This window comes from bacterium, from assembly GCA_020444325.1.
In the GTDB taxonomy this organism is placed as follows: Bacteria; Bacteroidota; Ignavibacteria; order SZUA-365; family SZUA-365; genus BM516.
In genome coordinates this window covers 88,551-107,718 of record JAHLLD010000015.1, presented here as the reverse complement: position 1 = coordinate 107,718, position 19,168 = coordinate 88,551, and the positions used below count along the sequence as shown (strand labels likewise).

The following is a 19,168-nucleotide window of genomic DNA, read 5'->3' as shown; positions in this document are numbered from 1 at the left end:
GACATATCACGCGTCTCCACGCGCTTTCAGCTGCCCCATCGCACAACACTCCCTGGTTTGAGGGCGAGGAGGATTACCGATGTATCGTGATTGTTGTTGTCCTCAGTATACGTATTCGGATATTTGATGTCAAGTATGGCGGCTTGCGGGAACAGGACGCCTCTGTTGCCTGAACATTGATTCGATTTCCCGGTGTGCTTTTCCTATTTTATGCAGAATGCGCATAAAGAATCAGCATATGAAGCGGGACATAGCCGCGGTTTGCCGTGACCATCTGTTTGATGAGAAAATCATCATCACATCAGCCTCCTCATCGGGGAGACAGCTGCGCGAGCGCTGTGCCCGCGACGGGACGCCGTGGCTGAACCTGCATGCCCGTTCCGTCGACGGTTTTGCCAGGCATATCCTTGGGGATGAAGATGCTGTTGTCACGGGACTCCTGACACCCGGACAGTCCGAACGCCTCATGCGGCATGCATGTGAGGGAGCCATTCCTGAGGACTCGGCATTCGCCGCACTACGCAGCAACCGGGGCTTCCACCGTGCTCTGCTTCAGGGGATTGAGGATTGTGAATTGGCCGGACTCGATCCTGCCACACTCGCTGCCACTGCTTTCGGCGACAGCGAGCGGGGACGCGTGTTTGTCGCCATCCATGTGACCTTTGCCAAACTCTGCGCGCAGCGAAATCGCAGCACGCGCAGCATGCTTCTGCGCGCTGCTCTCGCCGCCGCACGTGAGAGTACATCAACACGCATCCTTCTTGTCGAACCATCGTTACTCAACAGGCTCCCGGCGGTAGCACGCGAGTTGCTCGAAGCCGCAGGCGACCTCCATGAAATTGAGGCCCGCGATGCCAGGTCCACCCTGCACGTTCATCGCGCAGAGAGGCCGGAATGGGAGGTCCGCGCAGCCTTCCGCACCGTGCTCGACAGCGAGCTGCGCTGGGAAGATGCGGAGATCGTTCTCATGCGTGGCGATCTGCTGCCACTCGCCTACGAATTGTCCCGCCAGCTCGACATCCCCTGCACGTTCGATCCGGGCATCCCCCTCCATTACAGCAAAGCGGCGCGCACGGTCACGGCATACCTGCGATGGATCAGCTCGGATTTCGCCGCCTCCCATCTCATACGAATGATGTATGATGGCGTCCCTGATTTTTCGGAATGGAAACACGAGGGAGTCCGCGGGGGAAGACTGTCGACAGCCGCACTGCTGCGCGAGGCGGCGATCGGCTGGGGACGGGACAGATACCTCCCTCGCATTGATGCGTTGATCGCACGACGCGGGACTGATGAAAAGATCAGTGCCCGTGACCTTAAAAAGCGCAGGGAGTTTCTTGCTGACCGGGCCTGGATCGCACGGCTGCTCGAAGTAACACCCCATCCCGATGTCGAGAACCGCGTTGGCCTGCATGCCCTTGCAGAGGCAACACGTATCCTGGTCACGGACATGTCGCGTGACAAGTATCCCGGTGAACAACAGGCGCTCGCTGAACTCCTTCGCCTGCTGACGGATTATCTCGAGGGTGAGGATGAGCATTCTCCTGTGGCGGAGCTGAGTGCACGCGTCATCGCGGATATCCGCAGCATCACCTATCCCCTCGTACTGCAGGAGCCGGGTGCAGAACCGCTGCTGGTCACGACGCCGCGTCCCGGACACCTGCATGTCAGCACTGCGGGACGTGGAGGATACAGCGGACGCCCATGCACACTGCTGCTCGGAGCGGACGCAGCGACGCTGCCCTCGCCGTCCGCACAAAACCCCGTGCTCCTCGACAGCGATCGCCGAGCCATCAATCTTGCGACCGGAAGCCACCTCCCTCTCGCATCCGAAAAGGCGGAACACGATACTGCCGCTTTTCATGCTCTTGTGAGCAGGATTACCGGACAGCTGCATGTCTCGTGGAGCGAACGCGATGCGCAGGATGGGAGCGTGCGTTTTCCTTCACACCTGCTGCTTGATCTGCTGCGCAGAGAGCAAGGCGATCCACAGCTGGGATACGACGACCTCGAACGCGCAGCGGGCGCCCCGCTCTCGGCAGCTCCCCTGCAGAATGCTCTCAGCCTGGCCGAGTACTGGCTGCAGCGCAGCATCACCGATGAGGCGGAGGTACTTCGCCACCGGATGCGCGAGGCCTTGCCGTTGCTCGCACGTGGCAGCGATGCAGAAGCCGCACGGGCAGGCGATACATTCACGGCATACGATGGCAGCGTTGCCGCTGAAGGAGTGCAGCATGCGCTGCCCTCGCCGCTTTCCGCCTCACGCCTCGAAGCCTTTGCCAAATGCCCCTATCGTTTCTTTCTTTCAACGATACTGCATCTGTCCCCACCCGATCCCTGGGATCGTGATGCTGCTGAATGGCTCGACGCGGCGCAGCTCGGGAGTGCGGTACACACCATCCTCGAACGTTTCATGGATGCCGTTCGGGCGAAAAACGATTTTCCGGTTCGTCCCGCACACCTTCCCCTGCTGCAGCAGATCCTGACAGCGGTTCTCACAGACACGGCGGAGCGCGTTCCGGCTCCTTCGGCTCTGCACCGCAGCGAGGGCGCAGCGCGGGTGCAGGATCTCTGTGAGCGTTTCTTCAGACTCGAATGCGCAGAACCCGGCACCCCTCTCGCGCTGGAACAGAACTTCGGGCACAACCGGGGCGAACGAGAGCCCCTTCCACCACTGGAGATCGCGGTCCCCGGCGGCACGTTGCAGGTCAGCGGCGGGATAGACCGTGTAGACAGTGAAGCAGACAGCAGCCTTCTCGTCAGGGATTACAAAACCGGGAAGCGTCATTTTGATGCTTCCGTCGGACTCGGTGGAGGCAAACATCTGCAGCATGCGCTGTATGTCGAGGCGGTGCGGACTTTTTTCGCGCAGCACAGGGACGTGGTCGCCGCGGAATATGTGTTCCTGGGAGAAAATGAAGGTGGGCTTCGTCTGCGCATGCCGGATGCAAGTGCGGAATTACCCGTCGCACTCGGACATATTCGCGAATGCATCACACAGGGCATATACCCGCATACACCGGAGAAGGACGAATGCAGGCACTGCGATTTTGCAGAGTTGTGTGGAAGTGACGACAGCGTGAATATCCAGTCGAGACAGAAACTGGAGAACGCAGGCAACCGCATGCTGGATGCATGGAGGAGTCTGCGAAATGTCTGAGAGGCTGAAACTTACAGATCAGGATGCCCGGCAGCGCATTGTGAACGACACCGGCCACTGCATTCTCGTCGAAGCCGCGGCGGGTACAGGCAAGACGACGAGCCTTGTCATGCGCATGACCGCGCTGCTGCGACAGGGACTTGTCCGCATCGAACACCTTGCGGCGATGACCTTCACCGTGAAAGCTGCGGGGCATCTCCGGCAGAAGTTTGAGGTGTCGCTGCAATCCGCTCTCAGCGAGCCGGATCTGCCTCCCAACGAACGTCAGCGCATTGTCGATGCATTGCATGATATTGATCGTCCCTTCATCGGCACCATCCACGCATTCTGCGCACAGCTGCTGCGTGAGCGTCCCCTTGAGGCGGGCGTGGATCCGGACTTCCACATTATCGATGATCAGGAGGCAGCCGCGCTGCAGCAGCGCATCTTTTTCCTGGCGATGCGAAAGGATCGGTCCGGGAGCACTGCAGCAAAAGAAATGCTCCGCAGTCTGCAGCTCCCGCTCTCCGCACTGCAGGAAACGTATGCACTGCTGTGTGAACATCCTGATACGGAGTTCCCGGCAGAGCGGCGCGCCGAACCGGATCTTCGACCCGCTCGCGACAGGCTCATCGAGCTGTATGAAATCCTCGCTCCCGCAATTCCTCCCGATGTGCGTCCGAAGGAAGATGCGCTGCAGGGTATACTCCGCAGCTTGCGCCTCGTTGAGCTGTCCTCTCTGACCTCCGCGGGGGACATCGCCCGTGTACTCGCACCATTTATGAAAGATTCCCTGCTGACGCAGAAACGCTGGGATGAAATCGGACTCGATGGAAAGCACACCGTCGCACCATTGCTGGAAGATTTCCTGCAGAATTATGCAGTTTCTGCATATTCCGCCTGGAAGCAGTATTGCTATCCCCTTCTAATCGAGCATGCGCGTCCCCTCGCGGCCCTGTTTCGCGAGGAGCTCCAATCACGGGGCGCGCTGACGCATGATGATTTGCTGCTGCGCACGCGTGACATGCTGCGCGAGCATCCCTCCGTGCGTGAGGATCTGCAGCAGCGCTACACCCATCTGCTCGTCGACGAATTTCAGGATACGGATCCGGCACAGGCAGAAATCATGCTCTACCTGACCGGCGAGGATGTCAGCGAGAACGCATGGAGAAAGCTGTGTCCACGCGCGGGTTCATTGTTTGTGGTCGGCGATCCCCGTCAGTCGATATACCGCTTCCGCCAGGCGGACATCAGCATATACAACGTCGTCGCGAACATCATTGAACGCGGCGGCGAGCAGCGGCTACGTCTCGACAACAGCTTCCGCAGTCTGCCGGCCATCACAGACTGGGTGAACACGCGGTTCAGCGAAATCTTTCCGGAGGAAGCCACACCCTATCAGGCGGCGGCGGCTCCCCTCACGCCCGTGCGTGCCAATCTGGGAGGATTTACCGGGGTTTACGCATTTCCTTTGCAGTGCAGTGACAGGCGGAAACCGGAGCAATGCCTCCTCGAGGAAACGGAGGCGCTGGCGTCGTGGACCGCGGACGCGCTGCGATCGGGCATGAAAATCCAGGTGCGAACAGGTGATGGAGAGGAAGAACTTCGGGCGCTGCGCCCCGAGGATATCCTTCTGCTGACACCTGAAAATGCCGGAATCACGGCATTCGCGGACGCGATGGAGCGCGCAGGGATTCCCGTGACGATTGCAGGAGGCTTTGCGCTCCGTGATCGCGTGACCCTGCGACCGATTATGCAGATTCTGCATGCGCTCGCGGACCCGCTGGACGAAATCTCAGTCGTCGCCTTTCTTCGCGGACCCTATTGCGGCGTGGATGATGCCGCACTGACGGCGTATCGTGACCAAGGGGGACGCTTCACCTTTTTCTCTTCCGTGGTCAAGGATGCCGATGCACGTATTCTCGACGGACTCGCCTTCATCAAGGGCAAGGTCCGTCTGCTTCGTTCCCTTCCACCGGCCGCGGTAGTAGGCAGTGTGCTTGAAGAACTGGGACTGCTCGCGTGGACATCTACTGATGCAGGAGGCAACATGCGCGCCGGCACGCTGCAGCGACTCATGGAGTTCGTCCAGCACTATTCAGCACGTGGGTTTTCCCTCGCGGAAATCGTCGGGAATCTCGATGCGGCAACGCGACAGAGTCCGGTCGACGGAATGCCGCTGTTCCCCGATACCCATGCACTCCGCATCATGAACGTGCACAAGGCAAAGGGACTCGAGGCTCCCATAGTCATCCTCGCGCAGCATCGCAGCCGGCAGAGAAAGGACAGGGAGCGGCTCTGCGTCGATCGCAGCACTGCTCCCCCGACAGGCAGCATGCGCATTCACGCGAAGCAGGGTGAGTACAACGGCCCCCAGGTGGCTGTCTCTGAATTGTGGGATCGCCAGTACGAGGAAGAACAGCGATTTCTGGAAGCGGAGCGCATGCGGCTGCAGTACGTTGCAGCGACACGCGCCGAGAATGCCCTGATTATCGCGCACAACGCGAATATGCAGAATGTGCATAAAGAAACCTGGAGTACTCTCCTGCAAACTGACCTCCCGGCGGCGCCCTCCTTCGGTCCCGTCGGACAGCAGGATCGCATCGGCCCTCCAGCTGACCCTGCCGTGCCTTTCGATGCCTCAGCACGAGAAAAGATAGAAACGCGCCTTCATGACGCTGCTGCAGAAGGATATGAACTACTGAGTCCCAGCCGTCTTACTTTGCATGCCGCTACGCCTGTTTCTGCTTCCTCAGAGCACGGACATGGCGCGCGCTTCGGCACCGCAGCACACCGCTTGTTTGAATTGGCCCTACAGCAGCAGGCCCTGCACGATGAGAAAGAGATTGATGGCGATTCTGCCGAAAAGCGTCTGCAGGACATCTGTGCGCGCATTGCCAGCGATGAAGGACTTGATGCCGCGATGGAAGTGCAATTACGCGATCTCTCGACACGGGTATCCGCACATCCGCTGTGGCAGCGAATGCAAAATGCTCGTCGATGGTATACTGAACTGCCCTTCGGAACCGCGTGGGAAGAGGATGCCGATGCAATGCCGGCAGTGATGAGCGGCGTAATGGATGCCGTCTTCGAGGACGAGACAGGCTGGACGATCGTCGACTACAAAACAGACCTGGTGGAGACCATGGAGGACCCGCGCGTCGCCGCCTACCGCTCACAGATTTCCGCGTATGCGACGGCATGGGAACGCATGACCGGAACGCGTCCCGCGACCATACTCTGGTTCGTGATGAATGGACTGCTTGTGGAGTAATTTTTTTCTATACTATGTCTATCCCAACACACGACATGGTCCGATGCGAGTACTGATCTTTCTGTTCGCCTTCACCGCACTGACTGCTGCACCACTGCAGGCGCAGCTTGCGAAACAGCAACTGGTGTATGAAGGACTCTGCGGCTACTGGAGCGGCACGATTGAGAATCGCTACTCAGGTGAAACGCGTAATGTCGCGCTTGACATCCAACTGAGTTATGACGGCAGCATGCTGATGCTGCATATGTTCCGTCATGATACGGAGCAATTGACCGAGCGCGTCGATCTGTATACCTACGAAGCAGACAGCCTCCTCCTCACCACACTGCGTGCCGGGTCCGGAAACATGCTGCAGCAGAAGTATACCGTCCAGGGTCTGCAGAAGGTGAGCAATCCCGGGCAGTGGGTGCTGCGCCGTTTCCTGCGTGAAGGAACGCCCTTCGTCCGCATCACGGATGTGCGACAGAACGACTCTCTGCTTGTCGTCCGCGAAGAATCAGACGACCGAGCGACATGGCGCGTTCACACCGTCCTGCGGCTGGCAAGCCACAGCAGGCCGGAACCCGTGCTGCTGCAACTGCCCGGCTACGAGCGTGCGCAGAGAGTCAGTGTCATTGGAAATTTCAATGCGTGGACCGCAGGTATTGTACCGATGAGAAAGACGCGCACGGGCTGGGAAGTGCGCATGTTTCTCCCTCCCGGGGAATACCAATACCAGTTCTGGGTCGATGGAAAGACCATGCAGAACCCGCTTTCCTCGAGTATGATCAGCGACGGCACTGGCAGCTATCGCTCCCTCCTGACTGTCCCGTAACACCAGAAAAAAAACGGCCGGACAATGCGCTGCATCATCCGGCCGTCGCCATGCGATAGCGCCGCAGCATCAGAAACTGGCTTTCGCCCCGCTGAGGCCAAATTCGATGAGTTCGGTGACGGTGTCGTCATCCAGACTCTTCGAGCGCACCATGCCGTTAAGGGGAACGGAGGTGTGATAGTAGCCCTCGGATTCAAAATCCTTGATCCAGGTTTCCGTCTTGGCTGTGATCTTTGTGCAGCCGTTGAAGGTACCCGCAGGTACGGACACCGCCGCAGTACCACCGGTTTTCTCGAAATTCACCGCCAGACCGCTCAGTCCTTTCGCGTACGCACTTTTTCCCACGCTGAGCGCGATACCATCGATTTTCTGTACTTCCTCATCATCACCAGCTTTCATCTTCACCCATTTGACATCGATGAGGTCGGTGTTCATCGTACTCTGCACCTGTTCGAGTCCCGTCACCGCCATCTGCATGATGGTTTCACCTGTGGGTGAAAGGGACGAGGTTTCAATTATCCAGGCATCACCTTCTTTCCCGACGATCGCAGTCCGTATTATCGAACGCTCATTGCCGTCCGTGACCCCATGCACAACATACTGTCCCACGGCATACGGCATGACCTTTGTATACTGTCCACTGGCATCGTACACCTTTGAAGAACGCTTCCCGAACCATTCTCCCACACGCTTCTGCAGCATGGGGTTCACGGATGCACCGCAGGCGGTAAGCAGCAAAACAACCAGCATCAAAGAAATATTTCGAACGCGCATAAGTACTCCTCCATTTTATATAAAAGCGAAAGACGCCGACGTGCGGCGTCTTTTCCAGCTTGCATGAACGGAAGCGGCCGTCATGCATCACGGTTAATCAGTCCTGATCCGTTTTCCGATACACCTTAGTTGAATCGGAACACGAAACCGCCGTAGGCAGCCTGAATGGCACCTTCGCCACCGAGACGCGCGGCGTCACCGGCTTTGAAATACCAGTCCATCCCGACGCGGAAGGCGATAAGGCGCTGAAGATCAACTTCAACACCGAGCCCTGCGAGAGGGGAAAATCCGTTCGCATGTGCCGTGGACGCAACACCGTCAGTCACCTGACTCTGGCGCACGTTGATATACGCGCCGCCAGCTCTGGCATACAGTGTTGACATCTGCGTCAGGGGGAGATAGCCAACGGCAGCGAGTTCCGCGCTCATTGACGAAACCTCGCCATTCTGACTGGCACCGTCCTGTTCCAGGCTCACGCCCCGGTATCCGGTGCTGCCCAGCAGGTTCATTCCGCCGCTCAGGCCGAGGTGGCGATACGGGCGATAGTCGAGCTGTGCGCGAAACTGCGGACTGTTCGACTTCTCAATGCCGGAAAAGACATCCGCCTGCTTGAATGCCGTGCGGGAATACCCGACAGCCAGCATGACGGAATACTCTTGATGGTCCTTGACCGTAGAAATATCCGGCTGCGCAATGGCGCTTCCGGTCGATAGCAACATGCCGATCAGCAGAACGCTGCCGGCCAACATTCGTCGAAGATAACGATGGTTAGATTTCGAAAGCATTTCACACTCCTTCAGGTGTTCTGTTAGATAATCCAAGCCCCTCGGCAGGCGATAGTGATTCCCGGGGGCAACAGCAGGAATCCAACTTCAGATGGATTCTCATCCATGCGAAGTGTGAGAGTGAGAGAGAGTTTATCGTGAGACGACACTACAAATAACGTGGATTAATTCTAAATATGCAAGTAAAAACAAAAAATAATTTGTTTTTTCTTTTTCTGTCGTACGGCAATACGCGGCGCAAGTTTCATACCGATTTCTTACCTCATGGTGCGGGTCCCTTTCCTTCCTGATGCAGGTTGCTTTCCTCCGCGTTACCACGCACTTTTAGGGAGCAGACATGTCCACCCAATTGTCGAGGCCCGCGATGAAGCTGATGTTCGCGCTTGCTATCCTCCTGTACACTTCCTCCCTCCACGCACAGGATGACAACCTGTATTTCCACCCTGCCGACAGTGTCGGTACGTACGAAGGGTACTCCCCTCTGCAGCTCCTGCCCATGCCGCCTACGCTGCGATGGAAAGGCGCCGCGGAGAATGGCCGCGGGATTTTTGCACTGCACTCATACGCCGTCAAGCATGCGGGGCCGACGCGGGACCGCGCGAACGAGGCCGTGCTGCTCGGATGGAATCCCATGGGCAGGCTGCAGCCTGATCAGCCGGGTTACTGGTGGCAGTATGAGTGGGGGTATGGACAGGGTGGTGGTTCGCTTTTCGAACTGAATCTCGACGTGCGCGACAGTCTCTCACTGGGAAAGCGGCGCGGGACGAGAAGGGTCAGCTACAAGATGCAGCGCAGGACGGGGACGGGCGTATCAGCTGATTTTGCGTTCCACAATATCAGTTTTGTGGAAGGCACAAAAAGCGCTGGTGACAAGCTGCAGGGAAATTATCTGCAGATCTCGACACGTTCAAACAGAATGCGTGCGAACATCAACACGGAATTCAAACAGCTCGTGCAATACAGTGTGCTCTCCCACAGCACGGCCGACAGCAAGCTCCATCTTCCGATGGAGCGTGGCACGCAGTTCACCTCCCGCCTCATTCCACTCTACGGTGCGGTAGCAGACAGCACCACGATTACCCTCAACGACATGAAGCCGGGGACGCATTACACCGTAAAACTGCGTAATGAGCGCGAATACAGGGTGCACCTCACCTGGGAAGCGAATTCAGGCCGCAAGGTTTACTGGGATCACGACAGGCCCATGCCGGTGTCCATCGGTCCTCGCGAAACCATCGTGGTCCGCATCATCATGGATGAAGACCTGCATGCCTTTGCATCGCAGTTCGGCCGTTTCCTTGAAGATTTCGAATAACGCATCGCTGTCGGCACTTGGCTTACTGCTGGCGCTCAATGATGGCCGTGGCGGACCTCGACGTTGACGATGAACTTTCTCTGGTAAGGGTCATTAATGTCACGACCGGCGTCTTCTGCGATATAGGCACCTTCCGCAAGAATGCGGATGCGGCGCTGATCCCGCAACAGCGCGTAACGGTCGGAGCGCTTGCGCATTTCGCTGTCGATCATGCGCATGGTGTAATATGCGCGGAGGTGTGAAAGCTTGACGTTTCCGTCCTGCTTCTGCATGACCGTTCCCGGCGCCACCGTCATGGTTTGCGTCTGCACGGTTTCATCTTCATCGAAACGTCCCCACGCGAGTCCTCTCGGATCAACATGTCCCAACACGGAAATCACCAGGGTGTCGACACCGGTGTAGCAGGTGTCGAGCATGGGCACGATCATGTTTTCGATTTCACTGTAAAGATGGGAAAACCAGCGATCGACGCGCTGGGCGGCAAAGCTGTAATCATAGTCCTTGAGATCGATGAAATTGGCATTCGGCAGTTCCTCATCGCGCATGCGTTCACGAAGACGTTGAAGTTCCGTCGAGGTATTCGGATACCAGTAACCGGTGACGAAAAACGGGATGGTATCGGTGAGCACCTCGAACTCCGGAAGCATCGGACGTCGCAGTTCGACCGTGAGCGGCACCATAGCGGTGCTTGCGTCAGGAACCGGGGTGGTAAAGGCAACGGGCTCTGAGGCCTGGAAACATGCTTCGTTGCCAGGGCGCAGGATGTACTTGCGTCCCGCGCGCAGACAGGTCTCCGGCGCAAAACGTCCCTCCGTGTCTGTCCGTCCCTCGAGAACGGTGCTGCCACTTTCCACATCAATGACTTTCATTGCGACCTGGACACCGGGACGAGAAGACGTCGTGTTGTCGTTGTCAGGCTCGAGAAGCGTCACATCCGCGATGACATTGATACAGTAAGGCACTTCCGCCGCCCAGATGTCATATCCCCCTGCGCCTCCGGGACGATCGGATGCGAGCAGCAGTTGCAGTCGATCCGGCGTCACATACGGAAAGACGTCATTCCCATCGCTGTTCACAGGAGGAGCAAGCCGCACGGGTTCACTCCAGGTCCCATTCATGTTTCTCGAGCTGCTCACGATATCGAAACCCTGCTCGGGCCAGCGCAGCGTTGCGAAGTAGAGCATGCCGTTCGCATCGAAATGTGGCGACATCTCCCCTTTTCCGCTGTTAATCGGCGCGGGGAGTAGTTCCGGGGCACCCCAGCTTCCATCCTCCTGCCTCGTGCTGAGCCAGAGCTGCGGCTGACGGTTTCCCTGGTCATCGACGGAAGGTTGCGCAGCCACACGGTCGGAGGCGAAGATGAGGAGACTCCCGTCAGGGGAAACTGCAGGCTGGGCGTCCCACCATGGAGAATTCACCCTATCGAGTGCCTGTGGCGCACTCATTGCACCGGCAACCGACGAGACGCGGAACAGGTCGGCTCCGCCTTCCGCATCCGGGATATACGAAGCACTGCTGAGGTACATCTCATCCTTGCCATCCATCGCCAGCGTTCCGGTATTGACCTTTCCGAATACCTCGGGGCGGAATATCAGTGGTCGTGTCCACTCTGCTGTTTTATCGAGCTGCAGTACCTTATCATCAGTATTCCGCTCAACGACATACACGGCCTCACCGTAGCGGTACTCCGGGGAGAGGAAGGTATTACTGCCCTCCTGTCGTCGATTCGAGGTAAAAAACACGCGCGTCGTACTCGCGACGACTGGAGCGAATTCGTCTGCCGCACTGTTGAGCACGCTGCAATTGTACACGGGAAGATTCCCTCGGGGCGTGGAATTCCGATTCTGCTGCACCACCGAATCACTGCCACCGCATCCGGAGAGCAGCATCAAGGAAAGAAGCGCAGCGAAAGAGCATACTGTTTTCATATCTCAGTTCTCCTTGATCATCGGGTACAGGACGTCGAGGCAGAGCTTGAATTTCCCATCGGGATCCATGCTGATTTCGCGCACACGCACACAGGCGTAGCTGATGACACCGTTGCGTTCGATGCGGATGGAATACACGGAGCGAAAATCGAGCGTGGCCGCCGGTCCCGGATCAAATGGATCCGAGGTGATGGAGCGAAACTCCGCCATACTCCATCCGTTACTTGCCGTTGACATGTCGGTGTAATTGAACTGTGCCTCGGAGACACCATCCTTGATATGTTTCCAGCCGCTGCGTATGCGCACCTCGGCATCATTGCCCGCACGCGCGGAAATGACAACGAGATCGGTAATCTGTGCCAGCAGGGCATCCGGATCGTAGCGGTCCTCACCCTTGCCGCCCACAGGAGTAAAGTTGTACCCGTAATTGCCGTTCTGATCCCACTGATAGATGCAACGGGAAAACAGGATGGGGAGCGTATCGACGATGACATGCACGGTAATATCGCGCCTGGGACCGCAGCCCCGCACCAGCATCGGCATCTCATGCAGTGTTTTCGCCGGCTGTCCGTGTCCATCCGGCCAGACCACTTCGTCCGACGCATCGAATACAATACTGAAGCAGCCCGTTTCGCCGCCGTCTATGGAAAGCGCCGAAGGGGTGACGGTAAATCCGGGGGTTTCCACGTAGTCCTGCTCCAGTTCCAGCACACCGCAATCCCCCACATTCATGAAGCAAATCTGATCACGGCCTCCTTCGTATACACGCACGCGGCCCATGTCGAAATCGTAGCGGGCAGTCGCGCTCTCGACCAACCTGGGATCTTCCACAAGTTCGCAGGCGGGACCACAGCCCTCGCCCTGGAGAATAACCCGTGTCGTGCAACGCCGCTGTTCCTCCGGCAGGAAGTGCTCGATCAGAAGGGTGTCGCGGTAGCTGCGCTGTTCTTTCGGACGGAAGGTTACCGTGACCGAACTGCGGGATCCGGTTGGGACAGTCAGATTCTCCAGCGCAGTGACGCTGAACACGTCATTCTGCGTGGCTTGCTTGATCAGATCGTCGATGCGGTCATACAGGCAGCTGTTCCTGGGCATGGAAACCACTTCAGCGGATTCCCCGCGATCCGCTTCGGGCTCGGCCTGTATGCTGCCGAAATCGATGATGATTTCATCTTCGGGACAGGTACAGAAGTTGCAGTTGCGCGCTTCGATTTCCACTGTCAGGTTAATGGTCACCGCTGCCTGATTCGGCCCCATACCGCTGAGCGTATAGCGCAGGACCTGGAGGCTGCTGTCTTCGGGCGTGGCCACGGCGCGCAAGGTCATCTGCCCCATCGCATCCACCGTGAATGGCCGGTCCGTGATGATATTCCCGTCCGCATCGAGAATGAAAAGCGCATGCGCCGGAGAGTCTCCCGGTCCGCTCAATGTGTATGTCATCGGTACGTCACAGCCGTTGCGGAATATGACTTCGGCACTGTCGGTAAACATCTCCCCGGTACTCAGGGGGGCGCAGACGTCGTCGATGCGTAACGTGCGATCGATCGTACCGCTGCAGGGGAGTTCCTCTGAAACGAGCTCCACGATCATGAGCGTGTCACGGCAGAGCAGGTTTGCATCGAGCGTCGTTACGCCGGTTTGTTCATTCCCCACCACGAAGCGGTAGCGTCCTCCCGTTGTCGGGATCACGAAGCGAAAATAGCTGTTTCCGGCCTGATCCGTCATTTCCCGATCAAGCGCTTCGCGCTGCTCCTGCGGCACAGCGAGATCGTACACTTCGACGGGAACGAGTTCGATGGGACGCCCTGTCGCAGTCTGCACATGGACGACCACATCGCGTGCTTCGGTCGGCGGACGCTCCATCGGTGACTGGCAGGAAAGCAGCAGGACAGCCGTGAATACGAGAGCGGTGGTGCGTAGTATCATTGTATGTGTGCGCAAATTCATGTCCTGTCTCCTGCTTAGAATGTCACGCCGAGACGGAGCAACAGTCCGTGGCTTTCATTATAGTAGATCGCTTCCGCGCGTTCGGGGATGTCCGAACAGTCACAGAGCACCGCGGTGGGCAGCTGCATGTAACGGTACCCGAGATCGAAGGAAATATCCAGCGATGGAGAAAGCGGATAGTCAATGCCCGCTCCGATGGAAAAGAGTTTGGGAGCAGCTTCCAGCAGATTGTCGAAACCCAGGGTCTCCCCGCTCTGATCATCAAACACCGTCCCGGCCTGGGCAAAAAGGAAGGGTGCGAAGCATGTCATCGCAAGCTGATAGCGCGCATGGATGAAGAAAGGAAAACGGTTGATGTCGCGCGACGAAAACCACGCAGCACCGAGTCCGATACCAAACGCCCCGAAGCGAAACCCACCGGCAACTTCTGGTCCGAACACAAAGCTGTTGATACCGATCTGGCTGTCGGACTCATCCTCTCCGGTCAGATATCCGAAGGCCCGCAGCTCGAGGAAGTATGGCAGCTTTTCCCGCTGACGGTCGTCGCAGGGAGTGACGATACCGACAGGATTGTACCCCGGCGGAAGAAATGTGCGCGAATGTGTTTCGATAACCAGGATTTCGGAAGGGAGCTTGCGAACGATTTCCCCATTGCGGGATTTGATCACATAGCGCTCATACTCTCCCTCTTCCTGTTCCCAGGTAACCTCAACGTTCCGGATCACGGTCCCGTCTTTGAGGCGAACCACTTTGTCATAATACGGTGGACCTTCATCCTCGTCCCCCTGCTGAGCAAGTACTGGTTGGGACAGGAATGCGATGAGCAGGAGAAGTGCAGTGCAACTGCCTCCACTGAGGAGACTTAACCCGATGCGATGCGGCATGAACGACCTCATCTCGTATTGCGTACAGAATACAGGTAACGACCCGTAATATAGGGTTCATCGCATACAATGTCAGCCGCATCGATGTTCCGAAAAAAAACGCCGTTCGTCCGCCAGGGTGGCAAGCGGAACGAACGGCATGGTGACGCTTCGGTGCATCGTGCACTATGTCCTCACGTCACACTCCTGGGTGCGCATTATTCGCGCTGCAGCAGAAGCACGCGGGTGTGCTGCACTGTTGCATTCTCCAGTCGGAGATAAAAGATTCCATCCGGCAACGCGGAAAGGTCCACCCGCTGCAGCGTATACACACCATTATGTTCGATGGACTGTTCCAGTACGACGCGGCCGAGAATATCCCGCACCGTCAGTCGCAGGTGCTGCCTGCTCCCTGCTGTGCATGAGAGGGTGAAGACGTCATGGGATGGATTCGGGTACACATCAACGGTGAACTTCCCGGCCAGCGGTTCATCCACACTGACAAGTGTCACGCGCAGGGTGTCGGACAATGCCGTGCAGCCGAAGCCGTTCGTCACAATCACGAAGTACACTCCATTTGCTGTCGCCGTGTAATCCTGCGAGGTTGCCAGTGGAATGGCACCCCCGTTGCGCACCCACTGGTAGGTAGCAGCCGCGGTGGAGCTCAGCGTGTTGCCGTTGCGTGTGATGACAGGGACATCCGGCTTTGGATGGAACGTCATCTGAACGGTATCGCTCAGCACCATGCAGTACGGTTCCGTGCCCATGACACGACGCACATGATAGGAACCGCTCTGCGTCACGACAAGCTGCCGCGAGGTGTCCTGCGTACTCCACCTATAGCTCGCATAGCCGTTCCCGGCATCGAGTACCACAGTATCACCGTCGCAGGCTGGATTGTTTCCGAGAACGATGATCGGGGCGGACTGCAGGGGCAGGATTGTGACGGTAGCCGTACACAGCGAATCACCTCCTGTCGTCGGGATGGACGCGGCACCATAACGCAGTGTGAGCTGCACGGTCAGCGGGGTCGGTCCCGTATTCATCCTGCTCATGCGCAGACCCCACCGAAATTGCCGGCTCTGCTGCGGGAAGAGGACACCCCACTGTTTCGGATTATCATTGTCCCCAAAAGACGGGTCGAATTCCAGGTACTGCGTCCCTCCGACATCTGTCCACTCGAGGAGAGCCGTCACGTCATTGACATTCACGGCCCCTTCATTTCGCAACACGGCCGTAACCATTACGCTTCCTCCCTCAGCGCAAAGCTCAGACTGATCGACACTTATTCCTGTGCAGGTGATGCTGCGCTCCACCGCTGCGATGGGAAGGTAGTCCTCGCACATGATGGGATCATCCTTGTCATCCCAGGCGGTCACGCCAAACTTCAGATTTCGGCGGCTGTCCCGGTTCTGCACGCGCACAGCCCACTCGAAGGAAGCGGTGGAATTTGGTCCGACCGTGACGTTCACATTTGTATCCAGCGGCATGATTGAGGCCGGATCAAGTGAGAGTCCATCCTGCGCCGACATGTACAGTTTTACGCGCTTGATGACACCAGCTTCCTGTCCGGAATTTGTGATCGTGTAGCGGATATAGAAAGGATTCGGCACAACATCCATGCCTGTCACACTAACTCCGAGTGAATCCGGCAAATCCAGGTCGCATGCCCACGAGGGCAATACCGGTGGAACAGGAACGCAGCAGGTCACATCCACAGAGTCGAGAGCCACTCCGGAGAAATTCTCTCCAGTGACGACGAACCTGAACTCGGGGCAGATCCTGGTGTGTGCGCGCTTCGTGAACCTGACATCCCAGGAGAGTTCCGGGATGGGATCACCGATCTTCAGTTTCGGGAGCGTAGACGGATTGAACATTTTCGTCAGCGGTTCCGCCGGATTGACAAGTTCCACATCCGGTGGCAGGACAAGTTTACCCACAACGTTCTTTGCAGTGGTCTCCCCGTTGTTGACACAGGTGAGCCGAACCGTGAACGGATTCGGCGTATACATATTGAGCGCCGGATCGAAATGCAGGGAGTCCGGCACATAGCATCTTGGCGAGAGCAACGGTATATCTATAGCCGGTATCGTAATCAAAGCCGTACACCGGGAAGAATCGCCATTCGCCGTCTTCACCCACACCGTCACCTGGTACTGCCTTGCCTGGTTGGTAAGCGGGTGCTCAACCATCCACTGTATACTTCCGCTCTGCTGTGGGAGAAGAATGGACGGGAGAACTCGCTTGGTATTGTTGTCCGGCGCATCAGCTCCGGCCAGCTTCAGGTTTGGTGGAACAATAATCGTGGCAAACACCGAATCCGTCTTCGCCCCCCCGACATTCGTTACAGTCAGTGTTACCGGGAAAGGCATCGGCGAATAGCGGTTATTGGCATTGTCCGCGGTAATCACGGGCAAGTCGATCCAGCACTGCAGCGTCAGTGGAGACGCCGGTACGAACACACGGTGTTCGCATGTCACAGGTGGTGCATTGTCGAATTCGGCCACCATGCGCAGCGTAATGCTGTCGCTGGTAAAGCGCGTCTTCGCCCGCAGTTGCCATACCGCCATACTCTGCGTTCCCGGAAGCAACACCGAAGGATTCGCAAGCAGCGTATCTACAGCAGGAGAGACCAACGCAACGTCCGTCGTATCATACAGTAGATGGAAGCGCATGCCCGTTGCCCCGGCATCGCCCGAATTCTCTACCGTCATCGAAACGGCGAAGGGATTCGGCACGTATTCCTGTGCCCCCTTGTCCCACACCATCTTATCCTGCCCCGTCATGTCGCAGGAGACGACCGGCAGTCCTTTCAGTATGCAGAGCTCCCCACTTGTTTCCCGCAGACGATAGCACCCGGCATCGAAGTTCGCATCGGTGATGGTGACAGGTTCACATATCGTGTCATTGGGAAGGATTTTCGTGTAGAAGCGGAAATTCAGGAGTGGACCGGTACCCGTTATCTGTGTCGGACCACTGACAGCGATATTGGCGCCGCTGCTTGTCGGTATAATCTGCACATTGACTGGTCCCAGCAGCGAACCCGGCGAGGGGAAAACATCCCTGAGTTCAAGAGCCGTCGTATTGAAATTCAGGGAGAACTCCAAAGGCTCGAAATAATCGCCATTCAACCAGGTATCGAGCACAAGCTCCATGTCCACTTCCGTATAACCGGCAGTCTGCGGCGAGGTCAGATGCATCTGCATGTCCACCCAGGCGGACGTATCCAGCGGCGCACGAAATGCCGCGGTATCCCTTACCGTCGTGCCGCATACACCGGTGATGGCCAGATCAAGTTTATGCACGCTGCCGTCGGGACACCCGGTCTGCAACGTGATGCTGCATTCCTCATAGTAATTCCGAATGAAATGCTGTATTTCCATCATGGCACCTGCGAACTGTGCGGTGTCACTGATGACGATCAGTTTCCCGCCGGTCAGCTTGGTAATCATCTCGAGCTCTGTCGTGTTGATCGCGGTGCCGAGTCCGATCGCGCAGAGATGCACGTGGTGCTGGTTTGCGGGAATGATCAGATCCTGTGGGGCGAAGAAGGAATTATTGTCGCTTCCGTCCGTGACAACAATGACCGACCGGCAGCTTCCCGTCCCGTTATTAATGACTTCCTGCAGGCCGGCATAGAATCCATCCCATAGCGCTGTTCCCCCGCTGGCGGGAATGCCATTGATCGCGCTGTGCAGGGAAGTCCTGTTACCGGTCATGGACTGCGCAGTGGCGACATTCGTATTGAAATACAGCACGGCCGCTTCGTCTCCACCCAGGAGGGAGTCGACAAACATATTGAAGCCATTTTTCTGTGCGGTATTCCCTGCACCAGCCATGGAACCGCTGGCATCGCCGACGAGGGCGACGGACATGGGACATGGCGTGGGGAGTCCGGGACAGCTCATGGAAAGGATGTTCACCGTGCGTCCGCTGTCGGTCACGGTGATCTGCGATGGCTGGATGTTGTACTGATTCACGCCGGCACAGCGCGCAGTGTAATACATCTCCACATCGGGCCAGTTCACGATGACACGGTGAATCTCCACTTCGGCGGTCTGCGCATGTAACGACGTACTCACGCCGAGAATGACAACTGAAACGAACAGAATCGCATACAGGAAACGCATTCCGGAAACTCGTGACAGGCGCATGGGGTCGCTCCGTGCAATGATGAGACTGTCCCTTTCGCATATTACAAAACGCGAGAGGAGTGAAAGTTACACCCCTCTCGCTGTGCACAATGTGCCAGTCGATGCCTACACCAGCCGGCTGGTTCCGGCTACACAGTGTTCCGACAACAAATGGGTTGTATCACAACCCTTCTTT

General features: G+C 57.4%; 10 protein-coding genes. 4 read left to right on the top strand and 6 right to left on the bottom strand.

The genetic code is table 11. From position 1 onward, the window contains the following. The first annotated feature begins 238 nt into the window (after nucleotides 1-238). Genes KQI65_16400 through KQI65_16390 form a run of 3 tightly spaced genes read left to right on the top strand, consistent with a single transcriptional unit; the run spans nucleotide 239 to nucleotide 7,227 of the window. A complete protein-coding gene (locus KQI65_16400) occupies nucleotides 239-3,160 on the top strand; it encodes a PD-(D/E)XK nuclease family protein (protein ID MCB2206326.1) in 2,922 nt (973 codons plus the stop codon). Continuing rightward, complete coding sequence (locus KQI65_16395; protein ID MCB2206325.1) at nucleotides 3,153-6,413, top strand: UvrD-helicase domain-containing protein; 3,261 nt, start codon at nucleotides 3,153-3,155, stop codon at nucleotides 6,411-6,413. Before KQI65_16400 ends, KQI65_16395 begins: the two co-directional genes overlap by 8 nt. Nucleotides 6,414-6,456: 43 nt before the next feature. After that, complete coding sequence (locus KQI65_16390) at nucleotides 6,457-7,227, top strand: hypothetical protein (protein MCB2206324.1); 771 nt, start codon at nucleotides 6,457-6,459, stop codon at nucleotides 7,225-7,227. A 69-nt stretch (nucleotides 7,228-7,296) separates the two neighbouring features. On the opposite strand, the gene KQI65_16385 is transcribed toward KQI65_16390, so the two are convergent. Further along, nucleotides 7,297-8,001 (bottom strand): hypothetical protein, encoded by a 705-nt coding sequence (locus tag KQI65_16385; protein MCB2206323.1) that lies wholly within the window; start codon nucleotides 7,999-8,001, stop codon nucleotides 7,297-7,299. A gap of 125 nt (nucleotides 8,002-8,126) precedes the next feature. Then, nucleotides 8,127-8,786: a hypothetical protein gene (locus tag KQI65_16380; protein MCB2206322.1), complete on the bottom strand. Its 660-nt coding sequence runs from the start codon at nucleotides 8,784-8,786 to the stop codon at nucleotides 8,127-8,129. Nucleotides 8,787-9,123: 337 nt separating this feature from the next. Here KQI65_16380 and KQI65_16375 point away from each other — a divergent pair, with 337 nt between their 5' ends. Further along, nucleotides 9,124-10,101 (top strand): hypothetical protein, encoded by a 978-nt coding sequence (locus KQI65_16375; protein MCB2206321.1) that lies wholly within the window; start codon nucleotides 9,124-9,126, stop codon nucleotides 10,099-10,101. A gap of 35 nt (nucleotides 10,102-10,136) precedes the next feature. Here the strand turns inward: KQI65_16375 and KQI65_16370 are convergent, their stop codons facing one another. The 4 genes from KQI65_16370 to KQI65_16355 all read right to left on the bottom strand — a co-directional run bounded on the left by KQI65_16370 (nucleotide 10,137) and on the right by KQI65_16355 (nucleotide 18,993). Continuing rightward, entirely contained in the window at nucleotides 10,137-12,029 is a 1,893-nt protein-coding gene (locus tag KQI65_16370) for a hypothetical protein (protein MCB2206320.1), read from the bottom strand. 3 nt (nucleotides 12,030-12,032) lie between these two features. Continuing rightward, complete coding sequence (locus tag KQI65_16365) at nucleotides 12,033-13,976, bottom strand: hypothetical protein (GenBank protein ID MCB2206319.1); 1,944 nt, start codon at nucleotides 13,974-13,976, stop codon at nucleotides 12,033-12,035. A gap of 14 nt (nucleotides 13,977-13,990) precedes the next feature. Next, nucleotides 13,991-14,860 (bottom strand): outer membrane protein assembly factor, encoded by an 870-nt coding sequence (locus KQI65_16360; protein ID MCB2206318.1) that lies wholly within the window; start codon nucleotides 14,858-14,860, stop codon nucleotides 13,991-13,993. Nucleotides 14,861-15,057: 197 nt separating this feature from the next. Next, on the bottom strand, nucleotides 15,058-18,993 hold the full coding sequence (locus KQI65_16355; protein MCB2206317.1) for a VWA domain-containing protein: 3,936 nt from the start codon (nucleotides 18,991-18,993) through the stop codon (nucleotides 15,058-15,060). Nucleotides 18,994-19,168 lie beyond the last annotated feature (175 nt).

What these genes read in the sequence shown, in the direction of transcription:
- KQI65_16360 (MCB2206318.1), bottom strand. Translation starts at nt 14,860, where the DNA reads ATGCCGCATCGCATCGGGTTAAGTCTCCTCAGTGGAGGCAGTTGCACT.
- KQI65_16370 (MCB2206320.1), bottom strand. Translation starts at nt 12,029, where the DNA reads ATGAAAACAGTATGCTCTTTCGCTGCGCTTCTTTCCTTGATGCTGCTC.
- KQI65_16400 (MCB2206326.1), top strand. Translation starts at nt 239, where the DNA reads ATGAAGCGGGACATAGCCGCGGTTTGCCGTGACCATCTGTTTGATGAG.
- KQI65_16375 (MCB2206321.1), top strand. Translation starts at nt 9,124, where the DNA reads ATGTCCACCCAATTGTCGAGGCCCGCGATGAAGCTGATGTTCGCGCTT.
- KQI65_16385 (MCB2206323.1), bottom strand. Translation starts at nt 8,001, where the DNA reads ATGCGCGTTCGAAATATTTCTTTGATGCTGGTTGTTTTGCTGCTTACC.
- KQI65_16355 (MCB2206317.1), bottom strand. Translation starts at nt 18,993, where the DNA reads ATGCGCCTGTCACGAGTTTCCGGAATGCGTTTCCTGTATGCGATTCTG.
- KQI65_16380 (MCB2206322.1), bottom strand. Translation starts at nt 8,786, where the DNA reads ATGCTTTCGAAATCTAACCATCGTTATCTTCGACGAATGTTGGCCGGC.
- KQI65_16395 (MCB2206325.1), top strand. Translation starts at nt 3,153, where the DNA reads ATGTCTGAGAGGCTGAAACTTACAGATCAGGATGCCCGGCAGCGCATT.
- KQI65_16365 (MCB2206319.1), bottom strand. Translation starts at nt 13,976, where the DNA reads ATGAATTTGCGCACACATACAATGATACTACGCACCACCGCTCTCGTA.
- KQI65_16390 (MCB2206324.1), top strand. Translation starts at nt 6,457, where the DNA reads ATGCGAGTACTGATCTTTCTGTTCGCCTTCACCGCACTGACTGCTGCA.